The 19,363-nt window shown below is 56.6% G+C and carries 20 protein-coding genes; 11 read left to right on the forward strand and 9 right to left on the reverse strand.

The annotated features are described in order from the left end of the window. Window positions 1–43: 43 nt before the first annotated feature. From I6L47_RS19385 to I6L47_RS19405, 5 genes are all read right to left on the reverse strand, one after another. Window positions 44–829 carry a Zn-ribbon-containing protein gene (locus tag I6L47_RS19385; RefSeq protein ID WP_216948131.1) on the reverse strand — a complete coding sequence of 262 codons (786 nt, stop codon included), beginning with the start codon at window positions 827–829 and terminating at the stop codon, window positions 44–46. A gap of 3 nt (window positions 830–832) precedes the next feature. Then, window positions 833–1,129, reverse strand: a complete 297-nt coding sequence (locus I6L47_RS19390) for a DNA-binding protein (protein ID WP_120414968.1) — start codon at window positions 1,127–1,129, stop codon at window positions 833–835. Between the two features lie 84 nt (window positions 1,130–1,213). Then, on the reverse strand, window positions 1,214–1,450 hold the full coding sequence (locus I6L47_RS19395; protein ID WP_005338602.1) for a DUF2789 family protein: 237 nt from the start codon (window positions 1,448–1,450) through the stop codon (window positions 1,214–1,216). Window positions 1,451–1,524: 74 nt separating this feature from the next. After that, window positions 1,525–1,824 (reverse strand): DUF3301 domain-containing protein, encoded by a 300-nt coding sequence (locus tag I6L47_RS19400; RefSeq protein ID WP_216948132.1) that lies wholly within the window; start codon window positions 1,822–1,824, stop codon window positions 1,525–1,527. Window positions 1,825–1,935: 111 nt separating this feature from the next. Beyond that, complete coding sequence (locus I6L47_RS19405) at window positions 1,936–2,976, reverse strand: DUF3549 family protein (protein ID WP_216948133.1); 1,041 nt, start codon at window positions 2,974–2,976, stop codon at window positions 1,936–1,938. A 276-nt stretch (window positions 2,977–3,252) separates the two neighbouring features. On the opposite strand from I6L47_RS19405, the gene I6L47_RS19410 reads away from it, so the two are divergent. The 6 genes from I6L47_RS19410 to ptsG all read left to right on the forward strand — a co-directional run bounded on the left by I6L47_RS19410 (window position 3,253) and on the right by ptsG (window position 9,662). Beyond that, entirely contained in the window at window positions 3,253–3,588 is a 336-nt protein-coding gene (locus I6L47_RS19410; RefSeq protein WP_005338596.1) for a YqcC family protein, read from the forward strand. Then, window positions 3,585–4,358, forward strand: a complete 774-nt coding sequence (gene truC / locus I6L47_RS19415) for a tRNA pseudouridine(65) synthase TruC (RefSeq protein ID WP_019445213.1) — start codon at window positions 3,585–3,587, stop codon at window positions 4,356–4,358. The genes I6L47_RS19410 and truC overlap by 4 nt, the downstream gene beginning before the upstream one ends. 90 nt (window positions 4,359–4,448) lie before the next feature. Next, window positions 4,449–4,889, forward strand: coding sequence for a flavodoxin (locus tag I6L47_RS19420; protein WP_194496545.1), 441 nt, complete (start codon window positions 4,449–4,451; stop codon window positions 4,887–4,889). A gap of 542 nt (window positions 4,890–5,431) precedes the next feature. Further along, window positions 5,432–6,745, forward strand: a complete 1,314-nt coding sequence (locus I6L47_RS19425; RefSeq protein ID WP_005349751.1) for a maltoporin — start codon at window positions 5,432–5,434, stop codon at window positions 6,743–6,745. A gap of 91 nt (window positions 6,746–6,836) precedes the next feature. Further along, window positions 6,837–7,808: a MalM family protein gene (locus I6L47_RS19430; RefSeq protein ID WP_042055101.1), complete on the forward strand. Its 972-nt coding sequence runs from the start codon at window positions 6,837–6,839 to the stop codon at window positions 7,806–7,808. Between the two features lie 423 nt (window positions 7,809–8,231). After that, window positions 8,232–9,662 carry a PTS glucose transporter subunit IIBC gene (gene ptsG, locus I6L47_RS19435; RefSeq protein ID WP_005338586.1) on the forward strand — a complete coding sequence of 477 codons (1,431 nt, stop codon included), beginning with the start codon at window positions 8,232–8,234 and terminating at the stop codon, window positions 9,660–9,662. 262 nt (window positions 9,663–9,924) lie between these two features. Here the strand turns inward: ptsG and I6L47_RS19440 are convergent, their stop codons facing one another. The 4 genes from I6L47_RS19440 to map form a co-directional block, all read right to left on the reverse strand. Next, window positions 9,925–10,308 carry a DUF3461 family protein gene (locus I6L47_RS19440; RefSeq protein ID WP_005338583.1) on the reverse strand — a complete coding sequence of 128 codons (384 nt, stop codon included), beginning with the start codon at window positions 10,306–10,308 and terminating at the stop codon, window positions 9,925–9,927. Window positions 10,309–10,435: 127 nt separating this feature from the next. Further along, entirely contained in the window at window positions 10,436–11,263 is an 828-nt protein-coding gene (gene dapD / locus I6L47_RS19445; protein WP_005338581.1) for a 2,3,4,5-tetrahydropyridine-2,6-dicarboxylate N-succinyltransferase, read from the reverse strand. A 174-nt stretch (window positions 11,264–11,437) separates the two neighbouring features. After that, complete coding sequence (gene glnD / locus I6L47_RS19450; RefSeq protein ID WP_216948134.1) at window positions 11,438–14,074, reverse strand: bifunctional uridylyltransferase/uridylyl-removing protein GlnD; 2,637 nt, start codon at window positions 14,072–14,074, stop codon at window positions 11,438–11,440. 86 nt (window positions 14,075–14,160) lie between these two features. Continuing rightward, window positions 14,161–14,949 (reverse strand): type I methionyl aminopeptidase, encoded by a 789-nt coding sequence (gene map, locus I6L47_RS19455; RefSeq protein WP_005338579.1) that lies wholly within the window; start codon window positions 14,947–14,949, stop codon window positions 14,161–14,163. Between the two features lie 371 nt (window positions 14,950–15,320). On the opposite strand from map, the gene rpsB reads away from it, so the two are divergent. The 5 genes from rpsB (at window position 15,321) to uppS (ending at window position 19,350) form a co-directional block, all read left to right on the forward strand. After that, a complete protein-coding gene (gene rpsB / locus I6L47_RS19460; protein WP_005303470.1) occupies window positions 15,321–16,049 on the forward strand; it encodes a 30S ribosomal protein S2 in 729 nt (242 codons plus the stop codon). Between the two features lie 104 nt (window positions 16,050–16,153). Beyond that, window positions 16,154–17,035, forward strand: a complete 882-nt coding sequence (gene tsf, locus I6L47_RS19465) for a translation elongation factor Ts (RefSeq protein ID WP_005338578.1) — start codon at window positions 16,154–16,156, stop codon at window positions 17,033–17,035. Window positions 17,036–17,107: 72 nt separating this feature from the next. Next, entirely contained in the window at window positions 17,108–17,842 is a 735-nt protein-coding gene (gene pyrH, locus I6L47_RS19470) for a UMP kinase (protein WP_005338577.1), read from the forward strand. 101 nt (window positions 17,843–17,943) lie between these two features. Then, window positions 17,944–18,501, forward strand: coding sequence for a ribosome recycling factor (frr, locus tag I6L47_RS19475; protein WP_005338576.1), 558 nt, complete (start codon window positions 17,944–17,946; stop codon window positions 18,499–18,501). 72 nt (window positions 18,502–18,573) lie between these two features. Further along, window positions 18,574–19,350, forward strand: a complete 777-nt coding sequence (uppS, locus tag I6L47_RS19480) for a polyprenyl diphosphate synthase (protein ID WP_005338574.1) — start codon at window positions 18,574–18,576, stop codon at window positions 19,348–19,350. The last annotated feature ends 13 nt before the right edge of the window (window positions 19,351–19,363 follow it).

Genomic DNA, 19,363 nt, shown 5'->3' on the forward strand with positions numbered 1-19,363 from the left:
GCGGCAAGGCTCTTTTTTATGGCATTGCGTACAGGGAACGCGCTTAATCCTTGAAATCCCAGGAGAGGTTGGAGACCAGACGGCAGCTGTCGCACTTGAAGTCGAAGATCTCGTGCAGTGGCGCTGCCAGCGCCCACTCACCGCCACAGCTGGGGCAGGGGCGCGCCTTCTCCTCGGCCGCGTTCAACCCGCCCACCCGATAGAGGTAGTAGTAGGTGGGGATGCCGCTCAGCACTTCCAGCCGCTTGGCCAGATCGGTGCCGCGCCGGTAGAGGCGGCTGCCCACTTCGCCGATTTCGTGTAGCGCCGCATGTTCGGCGATGGAGCCGTTCATCTGCAACTGATCGCACGCCTCCCAATCCTCCTGCCACTTGATGATCTGCTTCTGATCGCCGTTGGCGACTGCGGGCAGTTGGTAGAGCGGAATGGGGGCGAAGTGGTCGCCACAGCGCAGCGGCGAGCAGGTATGCAAAAAGCTGGTGTAGAGCAGCATCCAGCTCGGCCGCTCGCCCTGCGTGCCGCAAGGATCTGTGCTGTCGGAGAGCAGATCCGCCCCCTGCAGCTGGAGTTTGGGCGCCAGCAGTCCGGCCTGATTGAGCTGCTGTTCGGCCAGCTTGACCTGATCGCTCTGGTTGTCCGGATGCAAACTATCCTGCTCCGGGCAGACTACCCGACTGACGAAATAGCCGTCGTGCATGCTGGTGGGGAATTCCCGCCCGAGGATCTGGCCCTGATAACGCAGCATGTCGAGGTAGTTGACGATGGCCCGCTCGGCGTCGCCAAGGGAGGTATCGCGGTAACACTCAAAGCAGAGTTCGACGATATACATGGTTCAGCCTTGCCCCTGCTGGAGGAGCAGGTCGGTCAGGCGATCCACCTTCTGTTCGATGCGTGCGAGCTGTTCGGCGAGTTGCTGCAGGGTGAGCTCCGGTGCTGGTTGGGGCACTGCCTCTGGCAGGATCTCGCTCTCGGCGGTCGCGATGGGCTGCTGCTTCCACTGGCTCAGCACTTTCAGCAGCTCTGCCATCGGCACGGGCTGGGTAAGGCGGGCCTTGATCATGGCGGTGGTGGGTGTCAGGCCCTTGGCGGCCAGCTCGTTGGCAATTCGGATGATCTCGTGGGCGGACATAAGCATGCTCTGGGTGAGAAGGAGGGATCGATATCGGGGCGGGATCTTAACCAAAGCTGGCAGGGGAGGAAAGGGGCGGGCGGCTTAGCGGGGCTGGCGCAACATCACATCGAGCTGGTCGATCGCCTCGCACCAGTCGGAGTCGTTCCACAGGGCATCGCGCAGAAAGCTGGCTTGGGCGGCGTTCCAGAAACCGGCCTCCGGCAGCAGGGTCTCATTGTCGAGGTGATGGTCGTGCACAAAGCGGTGCAGGCTCAGCTCGTCGTTAGCCATCCCGAGCTGGGCAAACAGGGCTGGCAGATCGTGGACAAGGGGTTCCATCTCGTCTCTCCCTTTGTTTAATCCCTGAGATTATAGACAGGCACAGCCATCGGGCGCAGAGACGAGATTGGAGATCAGGCTGAGGGGATGCGATGGGGTGGCAGATCAACGCCTACAATGTGCAGCCCCTGCATCTTGAGGGTGCCCTGATAGTGGCTCTCGCCATCGCTGGAGAATTCAAACTGATAGTGGGTCAGCAGCCGCAGGGGATTGTGTGCCAGCTCCCGCCGATGGCGGGCCAGCGACAGCAGTTGCAGATCATGGTGCTGGCAGTAGCGGCGCATGTATTGCCAGGCCACTTCTGCCTGTTGGCGTTGCAGCCAGAACAGGCCGCCAATCGCAATCAGCAACAAAATTCCGAGCATCTCTCCCATAGGCGGGCTTCCTTATCGTGATGTCGATAACCGGGAGCCCTGCTCGGTACTCCCGATCTCCTTGTCTATTTCCCGCCGTGTTGCCTCGTGGCGTGAGGGGGAGGCGAGGGATCAGGCCGAGGCAAACAGACGGCCGATGGCCTTGCCCAGCGCATCGCTGCGCTCGGGGTCGCGCAGTCTGGCCAGCATATCATTGCGCAGGGCCGGTAAAGTGACCAACTCGGCAAAAACCTGATTGAAGAACTGGGTCGGTTGCAGTGCCAGCTGTTCCAGATAGTGGCTGAGCAGATTGGCATCTTTCAGATCGGGCCAGAGCCGGCCCGCAATGGCGAGCAGCAGCGCCGGGCTTGGCTGGGTTTGCAGCAGGGTCAGCAGCTTGTTGGTGCGCAAGGTGCTGCCGGGGCAGGAGGCCATGGCGCGGCAGAGGTAGGCTAGGGTCTCCGGGTTGGGGGCGGCGCACTCCTGCTCCTTGCCGATCCGCTCGAGCAGGGCGCCTTGTACTGCTGGCGGCAGCGGGGCGTTTTCAAGGCTCTGGCAGAGGGCATAGAGCGGCTCTTGCGGCAGTTTGGGCAGTGCCTTACAGATCAGCGCCAGATTGCGCTCATCATGCAGTCGCTCGGCCAGATCGGCAAAGCCCTGCAGCCCCAGCGTCTGCCAACCGGTGTCGTTGGGGGCGGCCAGATAGTGGCAGAGGGCATCGTAATAGGCAGAAGGGGCCTGCTCCAGCTGGCGCGCCAGCTTGGCGTGCAGACTGGCCATTTTTGCCTCCGCCGGGCGGAAGGTGTAGGGGTTGTCGGCCAAGCGCTGGGCTTTTTCCTCGTCCAGATCGCCGGTGAGCTTGTAGCCCAGGGTCTCCACCACCTGATCCATGAACAGCTTGGGGCCATTTGACATCAGCAGGCCGCGCTCATCGAGGGCAAACTTGAGGAACCAGAGGTAGTGGCGAGACTCGCTCGGCTGGAAGAAGTGCACACCCAGCCAGGCGTGCTGCTGCAGCGGCCAGGGGTAGGGCTCCTGCTGCTGTTCGATGCGGACAAAGGTATCGCTTGCCAGTGGCCGCACCTGGCGGCCCATGTCAAACAGCTGGAACTGGGTGCCAGCCTGAGTCAGAAATTCGGTCAAGGTATTGATGGCAGTAGGCGTCACAGACATGGTGAGATCCGGCTAATGGTGATGCGGGCCGATTATAAGGCCCTTACCGAGGATAGCCAGTGGCAGCAGACGCGCGTTGCGGCAGATATCAACATGGCAGCCATGCGGGGGGAGGTGTATAGTATCGCCCTTTTTTAAAGTCGGCAGGCCGCGCTGGCTGCCGTGTATGTCGACGAGCAGGCTTAATCGCCGGTGCTGCGCGACCGAATGTATCGGCATCCTGGCTGACCCTGTCGGGTCAGCGGATCAATCTGTGGTTATGAGGAAGAGAGCGAGATGAATCAATATTTGCTGGTAGCTGGCCTGTTGGGGGAACTCACCGCCGAGTTGCAGCGCCTTGAGCGCTGGCAAGCTGACCATCCCGGTGACGAAGCCCTGGCAAGCACCCTGCCTTTTTGTGTCGATACCCTGAGCTTTGATCAGTGGCTGCAGTTCGTGCTGATCCCGCGCATGGAGCAGTTGGTGATGTTGCAGGCTCCGCTGCCCACCAGCGTCTCCCTCTATCCCATGGCCAGCGAAGTCTACAAAGAAGATCTGGCCGAAGCAGAAGCGCTGCTGCGCCTGATCGCCCGCTTCGATCTGCTGCTTTCCGGCAAAGTGATCGAACAATGATGCCAGCGCAAACCCGAGAAGAGAGTGACCTGAAGCTGACCCTGCTCTATCAGGATGAGTGGCTGGTGGCGGTCAACAAGCCGTCCGGTCTGCTGGTGCACCGCAGCTGGCTCGACAAGGGCGAGACCCGTTTTGCCATGCAGATGACCCGGGATCTCATCGGTGGTCGCCATGTCTATCCGGTGCATCGCCTCGACCGACCCACCTCCGGTGTACTGCTGTTTGCGCTCGATCCGGTGATTGCCCGCGCACTGACCGAAGCCTTTACCCAACGTCAGGTGCACAAGGAGTATCTGGCATTGGTGCGTGGCTGGGCGCCCGAGCAGGGGGTGATCGACTATCCCCTCAAGGAGCAGCTGGACAAGATTGCCGATGCCATGAGCAACCCGGATCGCCCGGCGCAGGATGCCGTCACCACCTTCCGTCGCCTGCATCAGGTCGAGCTGCCCCACGCGGTCTCCAAGAAGCACCCCACCAGTCGTTACAGCCTGGTCAGATTGTTCCCGAAGACCGGCCGCAAGCATCAGCTGCGCCGCCATATGGATCACCTGTTCCATCCTATTGTGGGCGACACCACCCACGGGGATGGTCGTCACAACCGTTTCTTTCGCGAGCACTTCGGCTGCGAACGGCTGCTGCTGGTGGCCCGCACCCTGAGCTTTACCCATCCGGTGCTCAAGGTGCCGATGCGGATCCAGGCGCCACTCGGTCAGGATGTGCTGCGCCTGTTTGCTGAGCTGGGCTGGCCCGCCAGCGAGAGCGACTACTAAGCGCCTGGTCCTCAGCCTTGAACCGGTGGCATCTGACGCCAGCTTGCTGATAGAGTTGCTCAAAAGAGTGACTCAAGCAGGGAGAGGAGAATGGCGCAGATCGATATCGTGGTAGGAACTGTCTATGGCGCAGCCATGCTGGTGGCCGAGACCTTGGCAGATGAGCTGGAACGCAAGGGGCATCACTGTTCTCTGCACGAAGAAGCACGGCTGGCGGACATTGACCCCGGCCGTTTTTTATTGCTGGTCAGTGCCACTACAGGACAGGGGGACATTCCTCCCAATCTGCAGCCCTTTGCCAGCGAGCTGGCTGACAAGGCGCCCTGGCTCAAGGGGCTGCGGTATGCCCTGATTGCCATGGGCGACAGCAGCTATGACCATTTTTGTGGCGCGGGCCGTCGGCTGGACGGATTGCTGCAAGAGCTGGGCGCCACGCGAGTGATTCCCCCGCTGGAGCTGGATGCTACCGTGCACGATGAACCCGAACAGGTGGCACTCACCTGGCTGAAAAAGTGGGATATTCAGCCCTGAATATTCTCTGAAATAGAGCCATATCAATCCCCTGACCCTTAACCGGCAGGGGATTGTTATTTGCACAAATGTCATCTCACTCAGCAAGCATATTTCCCACTCTTATTGTCGATAGTGGCGGAGGGATATTTTCCCCTTTTGGCATTCCATCGGCGTAATGGTTTCAAGCGCACCGCAGACCCGTTCTCCAAATAAAAGTTCAATCTTGAAAGCGATCTCAGTCATGTTTTTGTCATTCGAACGTAAAATAATGACTTTGGTTCAGTCGCGAATTAATTACTGGTAACGCTTTCAGGTTTGTTGTAATTGCTTGTTTTGTTATTTTATTGGTTGACTATCGCTTTGCTGGTCGGTTTTTTGCTGACTGGTGTTGTGGCGATCGTTTGCCGAGCGATTTGTCGCCATTTTGTGAGTCGCTTCATATTTGTCGTGAAATACGCTCCCTATAATCAACCTCGGTTATCACCAACAGGATTACATGGTGATAAGAAGTTGAATATTCAGGATCACACTCCTCACTGCGGGAAATAAGGAATATGACAATGAAAATGAAGTGGCTCCCGATTGCAGCAGCTGTTACTGCCGCCCTGGCTTCCCAAGCCGCCTTTGCCGTAGATTTCCACGGTTACTTCCGTTCCGGTGTCGGTGTTTCCGGCGACGGCGACATGGTTAAATACAACGTCAATAAAGTTGGCCGTCTGGGTAACGAAAATGATACCTACGGTGAAGTGCAACTGGGTCAGGAAGTATTCAACAAAGATGGCAAGACTTTCTATGTTGATTCCATGTTTGCCATGGCTTCCAACGGTTCAAACGACTGGGAAGGTACCGGTACTGTTTGTAACTTCGATGCCAAGCAGTGCAATGGTGATTCTGACTTCGCTCTGCGTCAGTTCAACGTACAAGCCAAAGGCTTGCTGAATTTTGCTCCTGAAGCAACCCTGTGGGCTGGTAAGCGTTACTATCAACGCCATGACATCCACATCTCCGACTTCTACTACTGGAACATCTCCGGTGCTGGTGCTGGTATCGAAGGCATCCAGGCTGGTCCGGGTAAAGTCTCTTTCGCATGGGTACGTAACGACCGTAGCGCAAAAGACGTGTTCGGCGAGTACACCAATACCGGTACCAGTGCAGCTCCAAACTACGTGAAGAACGAAGATCTGAACGTCAATACTCTGGATCTGCGTTATGCCGGCATCCCGCTGTGGACCGATGCCTCTCTGGAACTGGGCGTGGATTACGCTCTGGTAAATGAGACCAACGATCAGAAAGCACTGAAGAAAGACCCGCAAGATGGCGTCATGCTGACTGCTGAACTGACCGCAGGCATCCTCGGTGGTTTCAACAAAACCGTGCTGCAATACGGTACCGAAGGTTACTCCAAGACCATGGCTTTCTACGGTGATGGTTCCTGGTACGGCGCTGAAGCCAAAGACGGTGCCGATGGTTTCCGTATCATCAACTGGGGCGTTGTTCCGATGGGCAACTCCTGGGAGATGGGTCATCAGTTGGTCTACGGTGTAGGCAACGAAATGTGGGATGGCAACGACAAGTACGAAACCATGTCCGCTGTTATCCGCCCGATGTACAAGTGGGATGACTTCAACAAGACCATCTTTGAAGGCGGCTACTTCAAGGACAACAACAAGTCTACCAATGGTAGCGAAGACAAAGATGCTGGCTACAAGCTGACCCTGGCACAAGCCTGGTCTGCCGGTTCCAGCTTCTGGGCCCGTCCGGAAATCCGTGTGTTCGCCTCCTATCTGGCTAACGACGAAGACAAGAAAGTCTTCGAAGGCAATACCTCCAAAGACACCTACCAATTTGGTGTTCAAGCAGAAGCTTGGTGGTAAGCAAAAGTTTAAGTTAAGTTAGTGACTGCCCCCTTATGGGGGCAGTTTTGTTTCGCCGGATCACGGCCACCGGATTATGGAGATAAGAAAAATGAAACGGGTAAAGATGTCTATTGCAGCCGTAATCACTGCGCTATTAACCGGTTGTGCCGGAAACATGGTTGTTCCTCTGCAAGAACATGGCTCGATCTTGAGCGATGCAGATCAAGCCAAGCAAGCGTTGGCCAAAGCCTCAAGCTGCTGTGTGGCGTTTAAAGATTTCAGTTATGCCCCCTTGCCTGAAGGTGAGACCTTGCTGGCCATTGATGGCAAGCAACCCACTTTTCAGTTTGATGAGGGGATGAGTTACTTTGCTGCCTATCGCTTGCCGACCAACACCGGCAATCTGGCGATCAGCCTGGCATCACAGGTGAGTAAAACCGTGATGGTGCCCAAGGTCATTATGCTGGATGCCGAGTTCAAGGTGACTCGGGTCCTAGGTGAGTCAGTATTCAGCTATCAGCCTGCTCACTTGCTCGATAACGACCGTATTGAAGGGCGTGTTTTTGTTGACCGCAGCATGCCTGGCAACCCGGCCAGCGAAACATACATGATCGTTTATGCGCCCGCGGATAAGCTCTCTGGCAGCACAACAATCCTGCATCCATCAAAAGCGTTTGCTCGCGCTAATGGTACCGTTGAGCCTGATATCAAGGATCCGGTGATCCCGCACTCCCCGTGGGGTTTGGTGCAGATCAAAGTCAAAGATATGGCCCGTGGAAGTGGCCTTGAAGCGGTATTCAAACCCGAATATGCCGACAAGGTGGCCATGAGCCAGGGTCAGCAGGTTGCCGCGATAGCGACTACCGCAGCCGTTACCACAACTGCAACAGCTGCGGTCGCAGCCAAACCTGCTCCTGCCATGTTGAGTGAAACTGAAACCTTCTATCAGAGTCAGATCGAAAAAGCGGTCAAGGCGGGGGATATCGACAAGGCGATGAAGCTGGTGAACGAGGCCGAGCGGGCTGGTTCAACCAAAGCAAAAAGCGTGTTTATTGATGCGGTCAAGCGGTCGCAAAAATAGAATAATACGACCATTTACTGGTCAGATATATTTATTGAGGCCTCCCTTGTTGGAGGCCTTTTTAATCGGTAGACTGTAATAAATAAAAATCACACCGTTACATTGAGTTACAATGGGTTTCCATTTGATATAAATGGCATCATTAAAATACAAAGTGAAACTGTTATTTATATGTCTTTGTAATAGAGTGATAATGCGGATTATTAACTTATATTAGATGCGTTTTTTAGCCGCTAAACAAGTTGTGATCTTCCCTCCAAATTCAATATTCCCCCGCCTTCGAAAGCAGCAATTTATGACCCGCTGGGTTATATTCTGATGGTCAAAATAAACAAGCCCGACTCGAAGATATCTGAATGAATCAGTGCTTATTTCATCCAGATAGATCGTTCAGGGACGACAATCCATTCAGGAGCGCACACAATGTTCAAAAATGCTTTCTCTAATCTGCAAAAGGTTGGTAAGGCGCTGATGCTGCCAGTATCAGTCTTGCCAGTCGCAGGTATTCTGCTGGGGGTGGGTGCTGCCCACTTCAGCTGGATGCCGGAAATTGTCTCCCAATTGATGGAGCAAGCCGGTGGTTCTGTATTTGGCCAGATGGCCCTGCTGTTCGCAGTGGGTGTTGCTCTGGGCTTTACCAATAACGACGGTGTATCCGGTCTGTCAGCCATCGTTGGCTACGGCATCATGGTCGCAACCCTGAAGGTCATGGCACCTGTGATGGGTGTTGAAACCATTGAAACCGGCGTGCTGGGTGGTATCCTGGCCGGTGGTATCGCTGCCTGGGCGTTCAACCGTTTCTACAAAATCCAGCTGCCAGAGTACCTGGGCTTCTTCGCGGGCAAACGTGCCGTACCCATCATCACCGGTTTCCTCTCCATCGGTCTGGGTGTGATCCTGTCCGTGATTTGGCCGCCAGTGGGTGGCGCCATCGGTGCCTTCTCTGACTGGGCTGCCAACCAGAACCCGGTACTGGCCTTCGGTATCTACGGCGTGGTTGAGCGCTCCCTGATCCCGTTCGGTCTGCACCACATCTGGAACGTACCGTTCTTCTATCAGGCTGGTACCTGCGTCAACGGTGCCGGTGAAACTGTTCACGGTATCATGACCTGCTTCCTGACTGCTGATGACGCGTCCCGCGCTGCCGGTAACGGCTTCGGTCAGCTGGCTGGTGGCTATCTGTTCAAAATGTTCGGTCTGCCTGCTGCTGCGTTCGCCATCGCTCACGCTGCCAAGCCGGAAAACCGTGCCAAGATCGTTGGTATCATGGCCTCTGCAGCCCTGACCTCTTTCCTGACCGGTATCACCGAGCCGATTGAATTCTCCTTCCTGTTCATCGCTCCGGTTCTGTACGCAATTCACGCTGTACTGGCTGGCCTGGCTTATGTGCTGACCAACTCTCTGGGTATCGTACACGGTCACACCTTCTCCAACGGCTTCATCGACTTCGTGGTGCAATCACCGCGTGCCGACAACATGCTGCTGCTGGTTGGTCTGGGTCTGGTTTACGCGGCCATCTACTACGTGGTATTCAGCTTCGTTATCCGTGCCATGAACCTGAAAACCCCAGGTCGTGAAGACGAGACTGCTGAAGAGGCCGTTGGCCAAGGCAAAGACGAGATGTCTGCTGCTCTGGTTGCCGCCTTCGGTGGTAAAGAGAACATCGCTTCTCTGGATGCCTGCATCACCCGTCTGCGTGTTGGCGTGAAAGATGTTGCCAAAGTTGACCAGGCTGGGCTGAAGAAACTGGGTGCTGCCGGTGTGGTAGTGGCTGGTTCCGGCGTTCAAGCCATCTTCGGTACCAAGTCCGACAACCTGAAAACCGACATGGACATCTGGATGAAGAGCAACTAATCCTGTTGCCTGAATACCAGAGTTATTGAAGAGGGAGGCGAAAGCCTCCCTCTTGCTATTTCTGGTTATGGATCGTGCGAGTCACAGCAGGAGTCTCGTTGCCCAAGATGCGATATGTAACGGGATACCTTCTGTCGGCGTTGTGCCTCGCTCGCCTTATCGCACACCATCACCAGATCAACCTTATAGCCAGATAAAGTCATCCAGTAATCAGCCAATAAAAAGAGCGCCATCTGGGCGCTCTTTCGTCGAGTCGAGGGGATTAGAGTTTCTCCAGATCCCGTTCGATTTCGCTGATCTTGTTCTGTACCACTTTTTCCAGATGGCGCAGGTCGCGCAGGATCTTCTGCTTGATGTCCGGGTCGGCTTGCTGATGGACGCCCTGGGTCAGGTTGTCCAGCTCGTCCACCACATATTTGAGGTTGGCATTGATCTCGGTGACATCCTTGTACTCATGGGTACCGGAGTCGACCAGCATGGTCTTGCGCTGGCGGGGATACTTGAATTTGACACTCTTGGCGAAGAACTCGCCCTTCTGCTTCTTGAAGTAGATCTTGAGGATGTCGTGGTTGGCCTCCTGGCGCAGGGTATAGCTGTCGACGGAGGCGGGATCCTGGATCCCCAGGCTCTTCAGATTCTCGTACATCAGGCTTCCTCGGTTTGAAACGATCCTGTCCCATCCATCTTAACCGATGCCTCATGGCTTGCCTGTGACAAGGGCGCCAAAATCAAAAGGGCGCCATAAGGCGCCCTTCTCATCACAGCAATACTGATTACTCGTCGATGGAGCGCAGCAGGGCGTTGATGCCGACTTTGGCACGGGTCTTGGCATCGACCTTCTTGACGATCACCGCCGCGTAGAGGCTGTACTTGCCGCATTTGGAGGGCAGGGAGCCGGAGACGACTACGGAGCCAGCCGGTACGCGGCCGTAGTGGATTTCGCCGGTTTCGCGGTCATAGATGCGGGTGGACTGACCGATAAAGACGCCCATGGAGATGACGGAACCTTCCTCGACGATGACCCCTTCAACCACTTCGGAGCGGGCACCGATAAAGCAGTTGTCTTCGATGATGGTCGGGTTGGCCTGCAGCGGTTCCAGTACGCCACCGATGCCGACGCCGCCGGAGAGGTGGACGTTCTTACCGATCTGGGCGCAAGAGCCGACAGTGGCCCAGGTATCGACCATGGTACCTTCGTCAACGAAGGCGCCGATGTTGACGTAGGAGGGCATCAGCACGGTATTGGGGGCGATAAAAGAGCCTTTGCGGGCTGTTGCCGGCGGCACCACGCGCACACCCGCTTCCTTGAACTGCTCGGCAGTGTAGTTGGAGAACTTGAGGGGAACCTTGTCGTAGTACTGGGCATCGTCGCCCTTGATGATGCCGTTGTCGTTGATGCGGAAGTAGAGCAGTACCGCTTTCTTCAACCACTGATGGACAACCCACTCACCGGCGATCTTCTCGGCAACCCGCGCCTTGCCGGAGTCCAGCAGGTCGATGGCTTGCAGGATGGCGGACTTGGTGGCGCTATCCACGGAGCCCGGAGTAATGGTGTCGCGGCGCTCGAAGGCCGCTTCAATGATCTGTTGCAACTCGGTCATGACAGGTTTCCTTTAAAAAATTCTGTTTGTTGTATCACACTTTTCCGACCCTTTTTAAGGGGTTGACCGGAATTCTTCCGGCCAGCGGCCATTTCTTCATCCGGTGTGTGCCAACCAGTTGTTTGGCATGGCAAAAAACGCCCGAAAACCAGCCTCTTTCGAATCACTCTTCGCTTAATCCAGCACCGACTGCTGGGGGTTGAGTTGGTGTACCAGTCGCTCTTCCAGCTGTTTTTGCTGCTCGGCGGTCAAGGGCTCGCCATCGAGGCTGGTCAGGCTGAAAAAGTCCTCGACCCTCTCACCGAAAGTGGCAATTTTGGCGGCGTGCAGCGACAGCCCGCACTGCTGGAAAACGGCACCGATCCGGGCCAGCAGGCCGGGGGTATCGAGGGCAGTCAGCTCCATCAGGGTGTGACGGCTCTCCCCTTTATGTGGCAGAAAGACTACCCGGGTCGGCACGCTGAACTGGCGGTGGCGCCGTGACAACGGCTTGTTGCGCAGCACCAGCTTGCCCGGCTCCTGCAGCGCCTTCTCCAGCGCCTTCTTGATGGTGGCAGTGCGGTTGGGGCTGATGGGTTCGCCGCTCGGCTCCAGTACCACGAAGGTATCGAGCACATAGTTGCTGCGCGAGTTCATGATCTGGGCATCGTGGATGTTGAGGTTCTTCTGATCCAGCGCCGAGGCCACGGTGGCAAACAGATTCGGGGTATCGCGGCAGTAGATAAACACCTCGCTGCCTCCGCGGGTCGGGTGTTTGCCGATGATCACCAGCGGTGCCGGATTGTCGCCATGCTCGATGATGTGGCGGCAGTGCCAGGCGATCTGTTCCGGGCTGTGGCGCAGGAAGTAGTCGGCCTTGAAATCGGCCCAGAGCTGATTGATCGCCTCTTCCGATACATCCCGTTGCGCCAGCAGTTGCTTGGCCTGACGCTGGTTTTCGCGAATGCGCAGCCGCATGTCGGGCGGGTTCTCCAGCCCCTGGCGCAGCGCCTTCTGGGTCGCGAAGTAGAGCTCCCGCAGCAGAGTGCCCTTCCAGTCGTTCCACAGGGTATCGTTGGTGGCGCAGATATCGGCCACGGTGAGGCAGTAGAGCAGGTCGAGATGCTGCTCGTCGCGCACCTTCTGGGCAAAATCGGTGACTACGTCGGGATCGTAGATATCGCGGCGCTGGGCGGTAACCGACATCAGCAGATGGTGGCGCACCAGCCAGGCGACCAGTCGGCTCTCGTAGCGGTCCAGACCGTGCAGCTGGCAGAACTCCAGCGCATCGACGGCGCCCAGTTCCGAGTGATCGCCACGCCGTCCCTTGGCGATATCGTGGAACAGGGCGGCGATGCTGAGCAGCTCCGGTTTGCGCAGCCGGGTGAAGACCTCGTGGCAGAGCGGGTGGCTCTGGCGACTGGCCGGATTGGGGAACTGGTGGATGTTCTTGAGCAGCCGGTGGGTGTGCTCATCCACCGTGTAGGCGTGGAACATGTCGAACTGCATCTGGCCGACGATGAGGTTCCACTGCGGCAGATAGGCGGCGAGGATGCCGTACTTGTGCATCAGGGTGAGCGGCAGGCCGATGCCGTTGGGGTGGCGCAGCAACGCCATAAAGAGACGACGGCAGTCGGGCAAGTCCTGCAGCCAGCAGTTGAGTTTGCGCCGTGCCTCGCGCAGTTGGCGCAAGGTGGCCGAGTGGATGCCCGCAATCTCGGGGTGTTGGGCCATCTGATAGAAGAGGCGCAGGATGGCGGCCGGTTCACGGCTAAACAACTCCGCATCTACCGCATCGATGAGGCGGCCACGGAGCTGGAACTCGTCGGAGAGGCGGCGCACATCCATGGCGGTGTTGCCGAGGATGGCTTCGTCAAACAGCTGCAGCAGCATCTCGTTGAGCTCGGAGACCCGCCGTACCGTCTGATAGAAGCGCTTCATCATCTGCTCGACCGGAGTGTTGCCTTCCCCCTCGAACCCCAACATCTGGGCCACGGTGCGCTGGCGATCGAACAGCAGGCGGTTATCTCCCTTGTTGATGGCCATGTGCAGGGCGAAGCGCACCTTCCAGAGAAAATTCTGGCAGTCGAGCAGCTCGCGGTACTCGGCGCGATTGAGAAAGCCGTGGCTGGTCATCTCGAACAAGGTGGTGGCGCCAAAGTGGCGGCGGGCGACCCAGGCGAGGGTTTGAATATCCCGCAGGCCACCCGGATTGCTCTTGAGATCGGGCTCCAGCTTGTAGGCGGTACCGAGAAACTGCTGATGGCGCTCCGCCTGCTCTTGCCGTTTGGCGCGAAAGAAGGCTTCGCTCGGCCAGAAGTGCTGGGGGCCGGTGGCCTCTTTCAGTTGCCGGAAGCCCTCCTGGCGACCGGTGATGTAGCGGGCCTCAATGAGGTTGGTGGCGACAGTGATATCGGCGCGCCCCTGCTCAAGGCACTCCCCCACGTTGCGCACCGCCTGACCCACCTCAAGCTTGAGGTCCCACAGCAAGGTGATGAACTCGCCGATGCGCAGTCCCAACACCTCGTCCAGTTCGTCGCCGTCATAGAGGATCAGCAGGTCGATATCGGAGTGGGGGTGCAGCTCGCCACGGCCATAACCGCCTACCGCGATCAGGGTCAGATCGCTCTTGTCAAAGCCGAACTTCTGCCACAACCGGCAGAGCAACTGATCCATGTACTCGGAGCGGGTGGCGACCAGCTCGATGATGTTGTCGCCGGCATCAAAACGGGCGTGCAGCCAGCCGAGAAAGCGGCTCAGGTACTCTTTGCAGTTGTCGCGAGTGAGCTGGTCATCGGGTAACAAATGGGGGGAAAGCAGGCTGGCGTCCATGGCATCTCACACGCAAGTGGCAGGCAAACGGCTGAAACAGAAGTAAAAACCCCGGCGCTTTGGAAGTTCAGGGCCGGGGTTCGATGTTAGCTGTGTTTGATGAAGCGGTCGATAGTGTCATCGGGGCGCAGGGTGAGCACCTCGCAGCCATCCTCGGTCACCAGCAGGGTGTGTTCCCACTGGGCGGAGTCGCCGCCATCCTTGGTGGTCACGGTCCAGCCATCCTTCGGATTGACCTTGCAGTGATACTTCTTGCTGTTGACCATCGGCTCGATGGTGAAGCACATGCCTGCTTTCAGCTCCAGCTTGCCGCTGTTGCGGTAGTGGAGGATCTGCGGCTCTTCGTGGAACTCGGCACCGATGCCATGACCGCAGTAGTCACGCACCACGGAGAAACCAGCCTTCTCGACGATGGGCTGAATGACGGCACCAATCTCGGTAATGCAGGCACCCGGACGCACCTTCTTGATGGCGGCGTAGAGGCTCTCTTGCGCAACTTTGCAGAGCTGGCGGCGCAGCGGGGTGGTCTCGCCCACGATGAACATGGCAGAAGTATCGCCGTGGTAGCCATCCTTGATGACGGTGATGTCGAGGTTGATGATGTCGCCATCACGCAGCTTTTTGTGGTTCGGGATACCGTGGCAGATCACATCGTTTACCGAGGTGCAGATGGATTTGGGGAAGCCGTGGTAGTTGAGCGGAGCTGGAACTGCCTGTTGTACGTCGACAATATAGTCGTGGCAGAGGGTGTTCAGTTCGTCAGTGGTGACGCCAGCTTTGACATGGGGCGCAATCATGACCAGCACATCGGCGGCCAATTGGCCGGCAACGCGCATCTTTTCAATCTCTTCCGGTGTCTTGATTTTAATGGACATGGGATCTCTCTTGCGGCCTGCCGCTGGGCCTGCGAGGGCAGACAGGACAGGTAATGAAAAATAGATGCGTTTGCAATCAGGGCAAAATTTTATCCGCAACCCCTGCGTACTTCCAGTGTGATTGTCATCACAACGTCAAATCGGCGTCGCAGCATCCTCTGGCGGGATCCATATTTACACCTGTTTAGGGTGTCGGCCGGTGGTGTCCTGAACAAAGTTATGGTATAAAGCGCGCCGGAATGGGGAACTTGCGTCCCGATTTCATCACCCTTACTTAAACAACACACACACATCGACACATATGCCGGGGTGCCTTAACGGGTCGGTTATATGGGATGTGTGGAGGCCTAACCCCAATACAGAGGTATAAAATGGCTAAAGTTTCTATGCGCGACATGCTGCAAGCCGGCGTTCACTTCGGTCACCAGACTCGTTACTGGAACCCGAAAATGAAATCCTACATCTTCGGTGCCCGCAGCAAAGTTCACATCATCAACTTGGAAAAAACCGTTCCGATGTTTGACGATGCCATGAACTTCATAAGCTCCGTAGCTGCCAAGAAAGGCAAGGTACTGTTCGTTGGTACCAAGCGTGCCGCGTCTGAAGCCGTAAAAGAAGCCGCTGAGCGTTGCGACCAGTTCTATGTAAACCACCGCTGGCTGGGCGGTATGCTGACCAACTGGAAAACCGTTCGTCAGTCTATCAAGCGCCTGAAAGATCTGGAAACCCAGAGCCAGGACGGTACCTTCGACAAGCTGACCAAGAAAGAGGCGCTGATGCGTACTCGCGAAATGGAAAAGCTGGAGAAGAGCCTGGGTGGTATCAAGAACATGGGCGGCCTGCCTGACGTTCTGTTCGTTGTCGATGCCGACCACGAGCATATCGCTATCAAAGAAGCCAATAACCTGGGTATCCCGGTAGTTTCCATCGTTGATACCAACTCCAACCCGGACGGCGTTGACTATGTCATCCCGGGTAACGACGACGCTATCCGTGCCGTACAGCTGTACCTGAATGCTGCTGCTGACACCGTACTGGAAGCTCGCGCTCAGGACATCGTTGTTCAAGCTGAACAAGATGGCTTCGTTGAAGCTGAGTAATTGATAAGGACTGTAAAGCCCTTATTAACCAAGCTGATGTAATTGGTTAGCAGGGGCCCTTGTGGCCCCTGTTTCTTGTCAATTCAAGACCGAGGATACTGGACATGGCTAACGTTACTGCCGCCCTGGTAAAAGAACTGCGCGAGCGCACTGCCGCTGGCATGATGGATTGCAAAAAAGCACTGGAAGAAGCTGCTGGTGATATCGAGCTGGCAATTGAGAACATGCGCAAATCCGGTCAGGCCAAAGCCGCCAAGAAAGCTGGCCGTATCGCCGCTGAAGGCGTTATCTTTGCTCGCACCGAAGGCAACGTTGCCGTCATGATCGAGCTGAACAGCGAAACCGACTTCGTCGCCAAAGATGCCAGCTTCATGGCAATGGGCCAGAAGATCGCTGACATCGCTGCGACCCAGAAAATTGCTGACGTTGACGCGCTGAAAGCCGCTGACTTCGGTAACGGCGAATCCGTCGAGCTGACCATCACCAACCTGATCGCCAAGATCGGTGAGAACATGAACCTGCGTCGCGTGATGCTGGTTGAAGGTGACAACCTGGGTACCTACGTTCACGGTTCCCGCATTGGTGTTATCACCAAGCTGACCGGTGGTTCTGCCGAGCTGGCCAAAGATCTGGCCATGCACGTTGCTGCCAACAGCCCACAATTCGTCAAGCCTGAAGACGTGTCTGCTGAAGTCGTTGCCAAAGAGCGCGAAATCCAGATCGACATCGCCATCAACTCCGGCAAGCCGAAAGAGATCGCCGAGAAGATGGTTGAAGGCCGCATGAAGAAGTTCACCGGTGAGGTTTCCCTGACTGGTCAACCGTTCGTGAAAGATCCTTCCATGACCGTTGCCGAACTGCTGAAGAAAGAAGGCGCTGACGTTGTCTCCTTCACCCGTTTCGAAGTGGGCGAAGGCATCGAGAAGCAAGAGACCGATTTCGCTGCTGAAGTTGCAGCCCAAATCGCGGCCGCTCAAAAGGCCTAATCGAACCGGTTTTTCCGTTTTCCCCAGACCGCGACTTATGTCGCGGTCTTTATATGACCAGGAATCAGTGACATGAGTACCAATCCCAAACCTGCATACAGACGTGTTCTTCTGAAGTTGAGTGGTGAAGCCCTGCAAGGATCCGAGGGTTTCGGCATTGATCCGGCGGTGCTGGAGCGGATGGCCCAAGAGATCAAAGAACTGGTTGAGTTGGGTGTTCAGGTCGGTCTGGTCATCGGTGGCGGCAACCTGTTCCGTGGTGCCGGTCTTGCCAAAGCGGGCATGAACCGCGTGGTGGGCGACCACATGGGTATGCTGGCAACCGTGATGAACGGTCTGGCCATGCGTGATGCCCTGCATCGTGCTTATGTGAATGCCCGTCTGATGTCTGCCATCTCCCTGCAGGGTGTCTGTGACTCCTACAGCTGGGCCGAGGCAATCAGCCAGCTGCGTGCTGGCAAAGTCGTTATCTTCTCTGCCGGTACCGGCAACCCCTTCTTCACTACCGATTCTGCGGCTTGCCTGCGCGGGATCGAGATCGAAGCTGACGTGGTGCTCAAAGCCACCAAGGTTGATGGTGTATACAACGAAGATCCGGTCAAGAATCCGGATGCCGTGCTGTATCATGAACTGAGTTATGATGAAGTTCTTGAAAAAGAGCTCAAGGTGATGGATCTTGCTGCCTTTACCCTGGCACGTGACCATGATCTGCCGATCCGCGTGTTCAACATGAACAAACCGGGTGCCCTGCGCCGGGTTGTCATGGGTGAACCGGAAGGCACTCTGATCCACCACGTTGGTAAATAAGATAAAAGTGAGCCACCTGGCGCTCTTATCCTATCCATCACGTCAGTAAATAAGATAGACACGGGCCGTGTAGCGGCTCGTTCGCCAAAAGGAAAACCACTGTGATCAACGAGATTAAAAACGACGCCAAGGACCGTATGGGCAAGAGCGTAGAAGCGCTCAAGACTCAAATGTCCAAGATCCGTACCGGCCGCGCTCACCCGAGCCTGCTCGACGGCATCCAGGTTGAGTATTACGGTGCTGCCACTCCGCTGAAACAGTTGGCCAACGTCGTGGCAGAAGATGCTCGCACCCTCTCCATCTCCATTTTTGACCGTTCCATGATCCAGGCGGTAGAGAAGGCGATCCTGACCTCCGATCTGGGCCTGAACCCGTCCAGCAATGGCCAGACCCTGCGTGTGCCGCTGCCGCCGCTGACCGAAGAACGTCGTCGTGACCTGACCAAGATCGTCCGTGCCGAAGCGGAAAACGCTCGTGTTGCCGTGCGCAACATCCGTCGTGACGCCAACGCCGACCTGAAAGCGTTGCTGAAGGACAAAGAGATCTCCGAAGACGACGACCGTCGCGCCCAGGAAGAGATCCAGAAACTGACCGACTCCTACATCAAGCTGGTCGATGAGGCCCTTGCCGTAAAGGAGAAGGAGCTAATGGAAATCTAACCGTCTGAAAGGTATATTACGAGCGCCGTGTAGTGCCCCTGCACGGCGCTTTTGTCTTTGTGGGAGAATTACATGTCGCTTTTGGCTGCGTTGGGTGATTGTGCCAACTCGTCTTTACCCCGTCACGTCGCCATCATCATGGATGGTAACGGTCGCTGGGCCCAGAACCGAGGCAAGATGCGGGTTTATGGCCACAAGGCGGGCGTCAAGTCAGTGCGCGAGGCCGTTACCTTTGCTGCGCGTGCCAAGATCGAGGCATTGACCCTGTTTGCATTCTCCAGCGAGAACTGGCGCCGCCCGGAAGGGGAGGTCAGTGCCTTGATGGAACTGTTCATCACAGTGCTGGGTCGTGAGGTGCAGAAACTGCACAACAACGGGATCCGGCTCAAGGTGATTGGCGATACTGCTCGCTTTAGTGAGCGGTTGCAGGCCAAAATCGCCAAGGCGGAAGCCTTGACCGCCAATAACAAGGGGTTGACCCTGAACATTGCGGCCAACTATGGCGGCCAGTGGGATATCGCCCAAGCGGCCCGCAAGCTGGCTAAAGCAGTGGCGGCCGGTGAACTGGCCGCTGACGACATTGATGAATCCATGTTGACCCGCGAGGTTTGCATGGCCGATCTGCCACCCGTGGACCTGTTGATCCGCACCGGTGGCGATCATCGCATCAGCAACTTTGTGTTATGGCAGCTCGCCTATGCCGAGCTCTATTTTACCCCGGTATTGTGGCCCGACTTCAACGAGGCCGAGTTCAGTGAGGCGGTCGCCTCTTTCGTTGCCCGCGAGCGTCGCTTCGGTTGCACGGGTGAACAGATACGGGAATTGATCGCCGAGCAGCAGACCGGCTAAACCCCGCTCCCAA

The organism is Aeromonas sp. FDAARGOS 1417, from assembly GCF_019046985.1.
Lineage (GTDB): Bacteria > Pseudomonadota > Gammaproteobacteria > Enterobacterales > Aeromonadaceae > Aeromonas > Aeromonas veronii.

Bases quoted from the DNA above. Each gene is read 5' to 3' on its own strand.
- I6L47_RS19395 (WP_005338602.1), bottom strand. From the start codon at position 1,450: ATGGAACCCCTTGTCCACGATCTGCCAGCCCTGTTTGCCCAGCTCGGG.
- I6L47_RS19430 (WP_042055101.1), top strand. From the start codon at position 6,837: ATGAAACGGGTAAAGATGTCTATTGCAGCCGTAATCACTGCGCTATTA.
- ptsG (WP_005338586.1), top strand. From the start codon at position 8,232: ATGTTCAAAAATGCTTTCTCTAATCTGCAAAAGGTTGGTAAGGCGCTG.
- I6L47_RS19405 (WP_216948133.1), bottom strand. From the start codon at position 2,976: ATGTCTGTGACGCCTACTGCCATCAATACCTTGACCGAATTTCTGACT.
- I6L47_RS19390 (WP_120414968.1), bottom strand. From the start codon at position 1,129: ATGTCCGCCCACGAGATCATCCGAATTGCCAACGAGCTGGCCGCCAAG.
- uppS (WP_005338574.1), top strand. From the start codon at position 18,574: ATGTCGCTTTTGGCTGCGTTGGGTGATTGTGCCAACTCGTCTTTACCC.
- I6L47_RS19410 (WP_005338596.1), top strand. From the start codon at position 3,253: ATGAATCAATATTTGCTGGTAGCTGGCCTGTTGGGGGAACTCACCGCC.
- dapD (WP_005338581.1), bottom strand. From the start codon at position 11,263: ATGACCGAGTTGCAACAGATCATTGAAGCGGCCTTCGAGCGCCGCGAC.
- I6L47_RS19385 (WP_216948131.1), bottom strand. From the start codon at position 829: ATGTATATCGTCGAACTCTGCTTTGAGTGTTACCGCGATACCTCCCTT.
- I6L47_RS19440 (WP_005338583.1), bottom strand. From the start codon at position 10,308: ATGTACGAGAATCTGAAGAGCCTGGGGATCCAGGATCCCGCCTCCGTC.
- rpsB (WP_005303470.1), top strand. From the start codon at position 15,321: ATGGCTAAAGTTTCTATGCGCGACATGCTGCAAGCCGGCGTTCACTTC.
- pyrH (WP_005338577.1), top strand. From the start codon at position 17,108: ATGAGTACCAATCCCAAACCTGCATACAGACGTGTTCTTCTGAAGTTG.
- truC (WP_019445213.1), top strand. From the start codon at position 3,585: ATGATGCCAGCGCAAACCCGAGAAGAGAGTGACCTGAAGCTGACCCTG.
- map (WP_005338579.1), bottom strand. From the start codon at position 14,949: ATGTCCATTAAAATCAAGACACCGGAAGAGATTGAAAAGATGCGCGTT.
- I6L47_RS19400 (WP_216948132.1), bottom strand. From the start codon at position 1,824: ATGGGAGAGATGCTCGGAATTTTGTTGCTGATTGCGATTGGCGGCCTG.
- I6L47_RS19420 (WP_194496545.1), top strand. From the start codon at position 4,449: ATGGCGCAGATCGATATCGTGGTAGGAACTGTCTATGGCGCAGCCATG.
- glnD (WP_216948134.1), bottom strand. From the start codon at position 14,074: ATGGACGCCAGCCTGCTTTCCCCCCATTTGTTACCCGATGACCAGCTC.
- I6L47_RS19425 (WP_005349751.1), top strand. From the start codon at position 5,432: ATGAAAATGAAGTGGCTCCCGATTGCAGCAGCTGTTACTGCCGCCCTG.
- tsf (WP_005338578.1), top strand. From the start codon at position 16,154: ATGGCTAACGTTACTGCCGCCCTGGTAAAAGAACTGCGCGAGCGCACT.